General features: G+C 37.5%; 13 protein-coding genes. 7 read left to right on the top strand and 6 right to left on the bottom strand.

The window, feature by feature from the left end; translation table 11 throughout:
• Position 1: 1 nt before the first annotated feature.
• Positions 2 to 637: a hypothetical protein gene (locus AC1RJ8_RS19340; RefSeq protein ID WP_492955112.1), complete on the bottom strand. Its 636-nt coding sequence runs from the start codon at positions 635 to 637 to the stop codon at positions 2 to 4.
• A 345-nt stretch (positions 638 to 982) separates the two neighbouring features.
• On the opposite strand from AC1RJ8_RS19340, the gene AC1RJ8_RS19335 reads away from it, so the two are divergent.
• The 7 genes from AC1RJ8_RS19335 (at position 983) to AC1RJ8_RS19305 (ending at position 7432) form a co-directional block, all read left to right on the top strand.
• Entirely contained in the window at positions 983 to 1633 is a 651-nt protein-coding gene (locus AC1RJ8_RS19335; RefSeq protein ID WP_492955113.1) for an ABC transporter ATP-binding protein, read from the top strand.
• An 80-nt stretch (positions 1634 to 1713) separates the two neighbouring features.
• Positions 1714 to 2193, top strand: a complete 480-nt coding sequence (locus AC1RJ8_RS19330; RefSeq protein WP_492955114.1) for a hypothetical protein — start codon at positions 1714 to 1716, stop codon at positions 2191 to 2193.
• A gap of 1 nt (position 2194) precedes the next feature.
• Positions 2195 to 2803, top strand: coding sequence for an HAD family hydrolase (locus AC1RJ8_RS19325; protein WP_492955115.1), 609 nt, complete (start codon positions 2195 to 2197; stop codon positions 2801 to 2803).
• A 2-nt stretch (positions 2804 to 2805) separates the two neighbouring features.
• The gene (locus AC1RJ8_RS19320; protein WP_492955116.1) at positions 2806 to 4296 is read left to right on the top strand and encodes a S41 family peptidase; all 1491 of its coding nucleotides are present in this window, start codon (positions 2806 to 2808) and stop codon (positions 4294 to 4296) included.
• A gap of 147 nt (positions 4297 to 4443) precedes the next feature.
• Entirely contained in the window at positions 4444 to 4710 is a 267-nt protein-coding gene (locus AC1RJ8_RS19315) for a hypothetical protein (protein WP_029277171.1), read from the top strand.
• Positions 4711 to 4761: 51 nt separating this feature from the next.
• Complete coding sequence (gene dprA, locus AC1RJ8_RS19310) at positions 4762 to 5856, top strand: DNA-processing protein DprA (protein WP_492955117.1); 1095 nt, start codon at positions 4762 to 4764, stop codon at positions 5854 to 5856.
• Between the two features lie 214 nt (positions 5857 to 6070).
• A complete protein-coding gene (locus tag AC1RJ8_RS19305; protein ID WP_492955118.1) occupies positions 6071 to 7432 on the top strand; it encodes a pyridoxal-phosphate dependent enzyme in 1362 nt (453 codons plus the stop codon).
• 248 nt (positions 7433 to 7680) lie between these two features.
• On the opposite strand, the gene murA is transcribed toward AC1RJ8_RS19305, so the two are convergent.
• From murA to AC1RJ8_RS19280, 5 genes are all read right to left on the bottom strand, one after another.
• On the bottom strand, positions 7681 to 9006 hold the full coding sequence (murA, locus tag AC1RJ8_RS19300) for a UDP-N-acetylglucosamine 1-carboxyvinyltransferase (RefSeq protein WP_492955119.1): 1326 nt from the start codon (positions 9004 to 9006) through the stop codon (positions 7681 to 7683).
• An 87-nt stretch (positions 9007 to 9093) separates the two neighbouring features.
• Positions 9094 to 9786 (bottom strand): DUF4290 domain-containing protein, encoded by a 693-nt coding sequence (locus AC1RJ8_RS19295; protein WP_426328480.1) that lies wholly within the window; start codon positions 9784 to 9786, stop codon positions 9094 to 9096.
• 423 nt (positions 9787 to 10209) lie between these two features.
• Entirely contained in the window at positions 10210 to 10707 is a 498-nt protein-coding gene (locus tag AC1RJ8_RS19290; protein WP_492955120.1) for a SixA phosphatase family protein, read from the bottom strand.
• Positions 10700 to 11731 (bottom strand): glycosyltransferase family 9 protein, encoded by a 1032-nt coding sequence (locus tag AC1RJ8_RS19285; protein ID WP_492955121.1) that lies wholly within the window; start codon positions 11729 to 11731, stop codon positions 10700 to 10702. Before AC1RJ8_RS19285 ends, AC1RJ8_RS19290 begins: the two co-directional genes overlap by 8 nt.
• A 73-nt stretch (positions 11732 to 11804) precedes the next feature.
• The gene (locus AC1RJ8_RS19280; RefSeq protein WP_057932910.1) at positions 11805 to 12407 is read right to left on the bottom strand and encodes a DUF4254 domain-containing protein; all 603 of its coding nucleotides are present in this window, start codon (positions 12405 to 12407) and stop codon (positions 11805 to 11807) included.
• Between the last annotated feature and the right edge of the window lie 42 nt (positions 12408 to 12449).

Raw genomic sequence — 12449 nt, 5'->3', positions numbered from 1 at the left:
CTTACTGACCTCTCTCATATTTAAAATACATTAAAAGACCATAAACAATGTGCAATACACCAAAGCCAAAAGCCCAAAAAATTAAGCCGTAACCTACGTAAAACATGCAGATTAATCCAAGTATTACCTCGCAAAGCCCCAGGTAGCGGATGTCGCTGTAGGTATATTTACTGGCATTAATAAGCGCCAAACCATAAAAAATTAAACAGCTTGGTGCAACAATAGCATAAGTGTTCGGATGGTTAATCAATAAAGCAATAATAAATAAACCTCCAGCAACCAATGGAACAAATAAATTAATTAAAAGTGATTTAGAGGTTTTATCCCAGATTGGAAGATTGTTTTTCTGACTTTTTCTATAGGTAAATAAAATGCCGCCGGCCAATGCGATCACCAAAACAAAAATACCAAGTTTTATAAGGTTAAATTCCAGGTCCATTTCTCCGCCAACACCGTAAGCGTAGCCACGTTTGTCGATGAACTTATTAATTTCGTCATTGGCAAAATAAGCCCCAATTAAAGCGATAACGCCTGCAAAAACACCAGATAACCCGCTCAAAGAAATAAATCTCGATGACCTGTCCATCATTTGTCTGATATCTTTTAAGGCATTTAATTGTTCTTCTTGAGTGCTCATTTTAAAAGTGCTTTGTTTTTCAAAGTTAAGTAGAAAATTGATATATGCAAATCTTTTTTTGTTTTTAATTGGTTGATACTAATGGCCAGATAGCTCATGGTTAGATAGTTCATAGCCTGGGTATTTAAGAAACGCATTTAATGAATTACCAATAATGAATTTCCAATGGATTATCGCCTGTTGAACTATCGCTAAAGAACTACTCAGATTAGGAACTAATTAATTTGTAATAATCAATGGACTAAAATCTGGTACACTATTGGCTAATGAACAATTAGACTATTAACCAATAAACCATTGACGATGAACTATTGAACTAACCAACCATTTTACTAAATTTGAAGCATGCTAAAAGCCACTGGAATAAGAAAATCGTACGGAAATCTACAAATTTTAAAAGGCGTAAATTTTGAAGTGCAAAAAGGGGAGATTGTAAGTATTATTGGCCCATCTGGTGCAGGTAAAAGTACTTTATTGCATATTTTAGGAACATTGGATAAACCCGATGCCGGGTCTGTAGAACTAAAAGGTACTGTTGTTAATAAATTGAATGGCGATCTGTTGAGTACTTTTAGAAATCAGAACATCGGTTTTGTATTTCAGTTTCATCATTTGCTGCCAGAATTTAGTGCCATTGAAAATATATGCATTCCGGCTTTCATCGCCAAAACCAATAAAAAACAGGCCGAAAGCAGGGCATTTGAACTGTTAGATCTGTTTGGGTTAAAAGACAGGGCACAGCATAAGCCTAATCAGCTTTCTGGCGGTGAGCAGCAACGTGTAGCCATTGCAAGAGCGCTGATCAATAACCCTTCAATTATATTAGCTGATGAACCCTCAGGGAATTTAGACTCTGAAAATGCAGCCGGATTACATCAGCTGTTTGTAAGTTTGCGCGATAATTTCCATCAAACCTTTGTAATTGTTACGCACAATGAACACCTTGCAAAAACCAGCGACCGTGTGGTAAGTATGAAGGATGGCTTAATTGTATAAGATCATGATCTGCCCTAACTAGGCATTCGATCATTCACTCATTCTATCAATCACTAATTTATTCATTCAATTATTATACTTTGAAAATACTGATAACAGGAGGCAACAATGCCAAGGCTTTAAAACTGATGAAAGCGTTTCCCCGTCATTTTGTTTTACTTGCCGATTATGGCGATGTTCCAGGAATTGTAACTGAAAATTATGCCTTTTCATCCTTAGGTGTATTAAATAAAGACAGTATCGCTCATATTCTATTAAATTTTTGCATTACCGAGGCCATAGATTGTATTATCCCTTTGCACGATTTTGAACTTGAGCCACTGGCTAAATCTGCTGTGCTTTTTAGTGAGTATGGAATCCAGGTGCTGTTGCCCGATGCAGATGTTATTGCTGACTATATAACTGAAGAAAAGGTTGCTTATCAAAATTTTGCGGTATTTATTCACGGCGATCAGATTTTTTCAACCGGAGAGGGGGCGCTGCCTACAAATGTATCTCCTAAATTAAACGGGGTATTTGGTTATAACGATGCTGATGATTTAAAACTTTTTACAATTTAATATGGATGCGTATCAATACGTTAAGGACAAGCAGATCGTAATTTTTGAATTGGACGATGTGTTATTTCCGGAGAAAGATTATTTGCTACAGGTTTATTATCTGTTTGCTCAGTTTATAGAATATACCGAGCAGAAAAGTGCGCAGCCTATTATAGAATTTATGCGTGCAACGTACGAAAGTAATGGTACTGAAAAGCTTTTTGAGAAAACAGCAGATCAGTTTGCCATTGATATGAAGTATAAGCATAATTTTGATCTTCTACATCAGAATGCCCGTTTACCTTTAAAACTTTTGCTTTATAAAAATATGCTCGGGTTTATGCAGGAACTTGTGGTAGACCGCAAACAAATATTTATTGTAACTACCGGCAACCCTGAGCAACAACTCAATAAAATTAGGCAAACAGAGTGGAATGGGCTAGAGCAATATCTTACCGTATACTTTGCAGAGGAGCTAGGCTTAACCAAAGCAGAAATTTTTCAGAACATATTAAACAACAGTAATTTATCCGCTAACCAAGCGTTAGTTGTTGGTGCAAATAAATTTGATGAGCAACAATCTAAATTAATTAATTTGCCGTATATTGTGTCACTAGAAATTTACAAATAAATATGCTTAGAAAATTTATTTCGCAAAATGCATTTTTATATGCTTTGCTTATTGTGGTTGGATTTACAGTATCGTGTAAAAAATCAAATAATGCCCCAGATGGAGAGGGTGCACCACAAGGTACGCCAGGAACCCGGGCAGAGTTAACTAAAGATTCGATTTACCTGTATGCACAGCAAACGTATTATTGGAATGTTGGGATGCCGAGTTATTCTGCCTTTAATCCAAGACAGTATAATTCAAACAATGCGGTTTTAGCTGCTTTAAAAGCATTGCCCAGTACCGGAGGAAAAGATAAATATTCATTTATCGATGATGGTACTGTAGCTGGAGAATTAGGTGGCGTGGCTGGAGATTTTGGTTTCTCGGTATTTTTTGCCAGCGCGAATGATCTAAGGATTAAATATGTATATGCAACATCACCTGCAGGTGTTCAAGGCTTAAAAAGAGGTTATCAGATTACTAAAATTAATGGTAGCACAGATATTAATACCACTGATGCAAGGATTGATTATGTAGTGAATGCTATTTTTGGTACGAACCCAACGGTTTCAATGACGGTTTTAAAACCGGATGGGACTACTCAGGATGTAACAATAACCAAAGCAAGTTATAATATCAATCCTGTACTTTTTACCAAAACTTACACTGTAGGAGCGAAAAAGGTGGGATATATTGTTTTTAATAGTTTTACCACCAATTCAACTGATTTTCTGGATGCAGCATTTAAAAATTTTTCGACAGATGCAATTACTGAACTTGTTGTCGATTTACGTTATAATGGAGGAGGTTCGGTTGCTACATCAGAAGCCTTTACTAATTTGATTGCACCAATCGCTCAAAATGGTAAAGTGATGTACACCACTTACTGGACACAGACAATGCAGGATAATCAAGCCACTATTCTTCAGAACCAGAAGTTTTACGCTAAAGGTAATGATGGTGTAACACGGATGTACTCTTATTTTGATTATTCTTACAAACCTACGGTTGCTGCCGGAAACCAGGAGGTTTTTGCCAAACGTGGTGTATTGAATAGTTTAACCAGGGTTTACTTTATTGTAACCGGTAGTACAGCATCGGCAAGCGAGTTGTTAATTAACAACCTAAAACCTGTAATCGATGTTAAACTAATTGGCAAGAAAACTTATGGCAAACCAGTTGGTTTTTTCTCCATCCGTATAGATAAAAACGACTTATATATTCCCCAGTTTGAAACCAAAAATCAATTAAATCAAGGCGGTTACTTTGATGGAATGGCAGTTGATAAAGATATTTTTGATGATGTAACCAAAGATTTTGGAGATCCAACGGAAAAGCTATTGGCACAGGCTTTATACTATTCAGCTAATGGAGGTTTCTCTTCTTTCCTTAAAGATAATATCATCAGCAGTACCTCACCGCTATCTAAAACGCAGGTTGAAGATCTTTCTGGCAAGATGGATCATGAATTTAAAGGCATGGTTGAAACTAGAAAGCTGAGGTTTAAATAATTAACTAAACTTTATACTTAAAAGGCCAGTTTTGTATCTCAAATCTGGCCTTTTTTACGTGATTATTGCATTATTTGAGAAAATAAGTATTGTTTTTTTTATAAAAAATTGATAAGCTTGTTTAACATTAATCGTTAAAGAGATACCATGCCAATAGAAATTGTAGAAAAGGAACATATTAGTTATTTAAACATCATCAATGCAAAAGAAGATCACACTACTGAATTAAAAACAAAACTTGATGAGGCACAACGGCTGGGTAATGAGTTTAAATCAAAAGCCGTTATTACTTTTAATACTACCATTGGTCCAAAACGTGTTGATACTACAGTTTGGGCTGTTACAGAAAAATATATACAGCTAAAGAATAATATTCATATTCCGTTAAAAAGTTTAATCGATATTGATTTTTAAGCTTGCTTTAAGGAAATAAATCATCCCGCATTTATTTAACCTTATCAGATCATGAGCATGCTCCATAAAATTGCTTTAACATTTATTAAATCTATAGGGCCGGTAACAGCCAAAAATCTTCTTGCCTATTGTGGAAACGCCGAAAATATATTTTCTGCGAGCAGAAAGCAGCTTTTGCAGATTCCGGGTATTGGAGAGAAAACAATTGAAGCTATTCGTAGTACCGATGCTTTGGTAAGGGCCAGGCAAGAATTGGATTTTATCGAAAAACATGGGATAGAAGTATTGTTTTTCACTGATGAAAAATATCCTAAAAGGTTAAAGAATTGCATCGATTCGCCCATACTGCTTTATGCCAAGGGTGCGGTTGATTTTAACCACCAGCGTATCATCAGCATCGTTGGAACCCGTAATGCAACAAGCTACGGAAAAAATCTCTGTAAAGAATTGTGCGAAGTTTTAGCACCTTACAATGTTTTGATTGTGAGTGGCCTGGCCTATGGTATTGATATAACGGCCCATAAAGAATGTTTGGTAAATAATATTCCTACCGTTGGTGTGCTTGGTCACGGTTTAGATCGAATGTATCCAAAAATTCATAAAACGATTGCTCAAAAAATGGTTTTGAATGGAAGTCTGCTCACCGAATTCCCAATCCTAACCAATCCTGATCGGCCTAATTTTCCACAAAGAAACAGGATTATTGCAGGTATTGCAGATGCTACCATTGTAGTTGAAGCATCAATAAAGGGAGGCGCCTTAATTACCGCAGAAATCGCAAATTCTTATAATAAAGATGTGTATGCTTTTCCGGGCAGAACAAATGATGTTTTTTCGGAAGGCTGTAATTTCCTGATCAAAACCAATAGAGCCGGATTAATAAATAATGCTCATGATCTGATTTATTATTTGGGTTGGGATGATGAGGTGAGAGAAAAGAAAAAGGAAGCGCAAACCACGCTACACCTTAGTCTTACCCCTAACGAGCAGCGGGTTGTTGATGCATTACAAAATGGCCAACTTTCTATAGATGAGCTTTGCATTCAATTGAATATTCAGCAGAGTAAACTGGCAATTGTAATCCTTACCTTAGAAATGCAGGGGATTATTGTTTCGTTACCAGGGAAAATTTACAAGTTGGGGTAATGAAGACTAGATATTAGATTTTTCCATTCCGTTTCACTACAGTCGAAATGACGAATCCACTTTCGAAATTGCATTCTGCCCAATAATCAATCTATAATGCCTATCATAATTATAGATTATGGAATTTAATTCTTTTAATTTGTTGTTTTCAAAATTATATTTCAAATAAAATATAGTTTATAAAATACTTAATGCCATTGCTTAATTTTGCAACATGTGGTACAATAATATTTTGGAAACCATTGGCAATACGCCATTGGTAAAATTAAATACGATAACAAAAGGAATACCGGGAACAATTCTGGCGAAAATAGAGACTACTAACCCAGGCAACTCAATTAAAGACCGTATGGCGGTTAAAATGATTGAAGATGCCGAGAAAAGTGGTAAACTAAAACCAGGTGGAACAATTATAGAAGGAACATCCGGAAATACAGGTATGGGCCTGGCTATGGCGGCCATTATTAAAGGTTATAAATGTATTTTTACCACTACAGATAAACAATCGAAAGAAAAAGTTGATGCTTTACGTGCCTTTGGTGCGGAAGTAATCGTTTGTCCTACAAATGTTGAGCCTGAAGACCCCCGTTCTTATTATTCTGTTTCTTCGCGTTTAGAACGAGAGGTGCCAAATTCATGGAAACCTAATCAGTATGATAACTTAGCCAACTCACAGGCTCATTATGAGCAAACTGGTCCTGAGATATGGGAGCAGACAGAAGGTAAAATTACACACTTAGTGGTTGGCGTAGGTACTGGTGGAACCATTTCCGGCACGGGGAAATATTTAAAAGAAAAGAATCCAAATATTAAAATCTGGGGAATCGATACCTATGGCTCAGTTTTCAAGAAATATAAAGAAACAGGCATATTTGATAAGGATGAGATTTATCCTTACATCACCGAAGGTATTGGCGAAGATTTCCTTCCGGCAAACGTAAATTTTGATGTAATCGACTTATTTGAAAAGGTTACGGATAAAGATGCTGCTTTAATGACACGCGATATTGCACGTAAGGAAGGTATTTTTGTAGGTAACTCTGCTGGTGCTGCCATTGGCGGATTAATTCAGTTAAAAGATAAACTAAAGCCTGAAGATGTTGTTGTGGTTATTTTTCACGATCACGGTAGCCGTTATATGGGTAAAATGTATAATGAAGATTGGTTACGCGAACGCGGATTTTTACAGGATGAAAAATTAACCGCTAAAACTATCCTGGCTAAAAAAGAAAGCACAGAGATTGTAACACTTGATGCACAAAAATCTGTACTTGAGGCCATCAATACCATTAAATCGATGAATATCTCTCAGATTCCGGTAACGCAACAAGGAATGATTGTGGGTAAAATAGCAGAGAGTGATATTTTAAGTGCATTACTTGAAAATCCAGGCTTAAAATCGGCACCAATTTCAGAAATTATGACGGCTACTTTCCCTTTTGTTGATTTGAACACCTCAATTGATAAAATTTCTTCATTGATCAATAAAGAAAACTCGGCTGTATTGGTAGAAGATGAATCTGGAAAGATCGAAATTATTACACAATACGATATTATTAATGCGATATCGGGGTAAAATTCATTTCGGTTTGTGATGACACAAACCGAGGCATCTGCAATATCGGGGTAATGATGTAAGATAGATGATGGATTAGTTCCTGCGATCGTCCTCCTGAACTTGTTTCAGGATCTTCATAGCATGACGATTCCCCTTAAAAAGTGACCAAAATAAAAACGTCCGGGTAATAATTACCCGGACGTTTTTATTTATGCTATTTTCGCTTTGGGTTTTACCTTAAACCCTCCACCTCTAAACCTTCTACCTTAATGGCTCGGCGCATCGGCATTTACACGCTTAATCTGCGCACCTAAGGCACGTAAACGAGTGTCGATGTCCTGGTAGCCACGTTCAATCTGTTCGATGTTGTAAATGGTCGACTTGCCTTCAGCAGATAACGCCGCAATTAACAATGAAACGCCAGCCCTAATGTCAGGAGAAGTCATGCTGATTCCACGAAGTTTATATTTTTTGTCAATACCATTAACGGTTGCGCGGTGTGGGTCGCACAAGATGATTTGAGCACCCATATCGATCAGTTTATCCACGAAGAACAAACGGCTTTCAAACATTTTTTGGTGGATTAAAACGTTCCCCTTTGCCTGTGTAGCCACAACCAGCACAATGCTCAGTAAATCAGGCGTGAAACCTGGCCAGGGAGAATCGGCAATCGTTAAAATCGAACCATCAATAAATGTATCAATTTCGTAATGTTTTTGAGAAGGAACGTAAATATCATCGCCTCGGCGCTCTAATTTAATGCCCAGTTTTTTGAAAACCTCTGGTATTACACCCAGTTCATCGTAACAAACATTTTTAATGGTAATTTCCGACTCTGTCATTGCAGCCATACCGATAAAAGAGCCAATTTCGATCATATCCGGCAGCATTCTGTGCTCAGTTCCACCTAATACGCTAACACCTTCAATGGTTAACAAGTTAGAACCAATGCCCGATATTTTTGCCCCCATGCGGTTAAGCATTTTGCAAAGTTGCTGTAAATAGGGCTCGCAGGCCGCATTGTATATCGTAGTAGTGCCTTTTGCTAAAACAGCCGCCATTACAATGTTTGCGGTTCCGGTTACCGATGCTTCATCTAATAAAATATATGCACCCTTTAAATTGGTTGCATCTACGTTAAAGAAAGCTTTTTTGCTGTCGTAAACAAATTTTGCACCTAATTTTTCGAAACCTATAAAGTGTGTGTCCAGTCTTCTACGACCGATTTTATCACCGCCCGGTTTCGGGATTGCCGCTTTACCAAAACGTGCCAACAATGGCCCAACAATCATAATCGAACCACGTAAGCCACCACCTTTAGCTTTAAAAGTATCAGATTCAAAGAAATTCAAATCAATATTTTTAGCTTCAAAGGTATAAGTGTCTTTATTGATGCGCTCAACGGTAACGCCTAAATCGCCAAGTAACTCAATCAGCTTGTTAACATCCTTAATGTCGGGAATATTACTGATGGTCACTTTCTTTTCAGTAAGCAATACAGCCGATAAAATCTGTAAAGCCTCGTTTTTGGCTCCCTGAGGGGTAATTTCGCCTCTTAATTTAATTCCGCCTGTTATTTCAAATGCGTTCATATATTTTTTAGTATCAAGTATCAAGTATCAAGTATCAAGATTGGGCGGATGTTTTAACCTTCCGCCTTATGCCTTTAACCTTCAACCTTAATATTTAGGTTTATTGTTGTTGTTGCGTTGACGGTTATTGTTGTTGTTGTTATTTTGACGGTTTTTTCCGTTGTTGTTATTATTGTTGCTTCTGCCCCGGTTATTGTTGTTGTTATTACTTTGGCGAGGGTTTTGTGCTCTAAATTCTACCTTGGCCAGGTTAACACCTTCATCAAGTGATAACAATCCGCCAGAAAGGTACTTTAAGTCCTTAATAATGGTATCATCACTCACATTATCTTTATTCCAGGTAACATAAGCCATTTTCATAAAATTAGCGATGCTTTGAACCATTGCCTTTTTAATTTCGGCATTTTCTTCGCGCATGGCTTTTTCGATCAGATTCTCAACGGTTTTGCCATAGTGTTTATAGGTAATTCTTTGTTGAGGATAGGCCAGTGGCGCTGGTTTAATGTAAGCATTTTCGATTAATGGCTTTGGGTATGGGCTATCTACATCAATCTGGTAGCCAGAAATAATGTGCAGGTGATCCCAAAGTTTATGCTTAAAATCGGCAACATCACGTAAATGTGGTTGCAAAAAACCCATCAGGTCGATAACCGCCTGGGCATATTTATTACGTTCTTCAATGGTTGGTAATTCGCAGATATACTTTACCATATTTTGAACGTTACGGCCATATTCCGATAAAATTAAATGGCTACGCGTAGTATTATAGTCAAAACTCATGTTCAGATAAATTAATGGATAAATTTTCTGGCGATACGAATTATGAAATAACCAGAAGAGTTTAGGTTATGAATTCACCGAAATGTCTATTGCCAGATTTTCGTTTTATATAGTCAAAGTTAATAAAATTATTCGATTTGTGATATGCTTATCTAAATTGTGATAATCAAGTGGGTGATTTTTTTTTGGAAATGTTCGTTCAGTAGTTCTTGGCTTCTTCAGGCCCGTTATTCGCTATAGCCCCGATAAAGGATCAGGGGCTGCCGCTGCTACCGGGTTTATTTAACTGTGGGTTGTGCTTGTCGGGAAAAGCCTTTCCAGCGCCAATGAGCTAAAGCCGTGTTAAGTATTTATGCAGTTGGCTGAAGCCAAACCGTAATGAATTTAAGCCTTAATGATCTTAATCCCTTAATGGTAAAAGCCTTAAACTTCATCACTATTTTTCGGGTAATCAAAAAACACGAGTTCTCCTGTTCCTTTGCTTACCATTTGCCACGAATCGAAAGGAAAAGAAATTAATACCATGCCTGCAGTTGGAATGTTGTAAATGTCGGCATCGCATAACTCGTTCGCAAAATCTGTAAAACCGGGGTTATGACCAAACATCACTACATGGTCTGCGCCATTATTTAACCCGTTAACCACTTTAAGCAGGGCTCTGGTATTGGCTTCGTAAATAGATTCTTCAAATTGGATATGGTCTATATTGTAGGCTTCTGCGAAGTATTTAGCTGTAGATTTGGCTCTTTTCGCCGGACTACTTACAATCAGCTCTAATTTGAAGCCTTTATTAATCAATCTTTCTGCCATTTCCGGTGCATTTTCTTTGCCACGTTTGTTTAGTGGCCGGTCGAAATCTTTTAAATCTAAATTTCCCCAATCCGATTTACCGTGACGGACCAAAAGTAATTGCTTAGCCATTTAATTTCTCTTTAATTTTATCTACAATTGTTTCAGGCTTAATTAAGTCTATACAGTTTTCAACACCGCAAAGGCAGGGTTTGTTTCCATAAATAGAATTGGGCCTGTTAGGGTGATCAATCTGGATGCAGTCGCTTTCCAATTGCCCATAACCCAAAAAGCCAGCATATGGATGTGTTGGTCCCCAAATAGATACAACAGGCACACCAACAAGCGATGCCATGTGCATGCCGGATGAATCCATACTTAACATCAAATCCAAGTTTGAAATAATGGCAAGCTCTTCCGTTAAGTTAAAGTTACCGATTAAATTATGGGTGTTTTTATAGGTTTTAGTCCAGTTTTCGGCAGTTGTTTGTTCTGTTTTACCACCACCAAATATGAAAAGCTCATAACCTAATCCGCTTAACAAGGCAATTACGGCCTCCATTTTTTCTAAAGTATATATTTTATAAACATGTTGTGCAAAAGGGGAGATGCCTATTTTTTTTGTTGCTTTATTGGCAAATAAATCTTGTGCATTTGCCGGGATTTCCTGAGGAGATTTAGCTAATTTATGACTTAGCTTAACACTAAATCCCAATTCGCGGAAAACATCAGCATAACGCTCTACCGTTTGACGGAGGGGCTTGAAAACTTTGTTATTGCTACGTGTTAATCTCTTTTTCTCCGCTCTTCCTTTATCTATCCGCCTAATTTTTGTTCCGGTTAAACGAAAGAACGTAGAAATTGCCCTGCTCCTTAAATTATCGTGTAAATCGGCTATTGCATTTGGTTTATAACTGCGAAGTTCCTGATAGAGTTTGTATAAACCATCAATTCCTTTATGAACAGTTTTAGGCTCAATAGGGTGGAAGATCAGGTTTGGAATGCCATCAAAAAATGGCTTGAAGGCAGGTCTGCTCACCATGATGAGCGCTGTATTGGGGTTCTGCTCTGAAAATTCGCGTAAAACAGAGGCTGCCATGGCCACATCGCCCATTGCCGAAAAGCGTAAAACGATAATTTTTTGGGTTGCAGCCATAATGTTTTACCACGAAGGCACAAAGAGCATCAAGGCATTCTTTGTGTTCTTCGTGTTTTGGTGGTTGATTAATTTATGCTTTATTATACAATACCGGATTTAAACTCGGGTCGTTATACATTTTCATTTGCTTGTATACTTTCATGTATTTTTTGCCTGCCTCAATATCTGCCAATAACTCATCAATACTGGTTGAAAGATCTTCGCGTTGCGATAACAGTACATTTAATTTCGTCTGGCATTGTGCACGATGCTCAACGGAGGCACTTTCGCGTTCGGCCTCTTCCTGCATATGGTAAATTTTTAGTGCCAGGATAGAAAGCCTGTCTATCGCCCATGCAGGACTTTCTGTATTGATTTTAGCATCTGGTAAAGCTGAAATTCCCTGATAAAGATTTAAGAAATAACCATCAATAAACTCAACCATATCGGTACGTACCTGGTTTTGAGCGTCAATGCGTCTTTTCCAGCTCAAACCTTCAACAGGATCAATCTGAGGGTTACGCACCACATCTTCCATGTGCCATTGTGCCGTATCGATCCAGTTTTTAACGTAAAAGAGATGCTCTAAACTTTCGGCATCGTACGGGTTTTCAACCGGATGGTCAATATCATCAAACTTATGGTAGTCTGTAATTACTTGATTAAATATGCGGTTGGCAATTTCACTTATCATGGGGCAAAGATATTAAATAGATTGATTTTTTCCTGCCGGGTT

It is taken from the genome of Pedobacter sp. GW822-FHT03F06 (genome assembly GCF_058801365.1).
The sequence above is the reverse complement of the archived record's forward strand: the minus strand, read 5'-3'. Positions and strand labels throughout refer to the sequence as shown.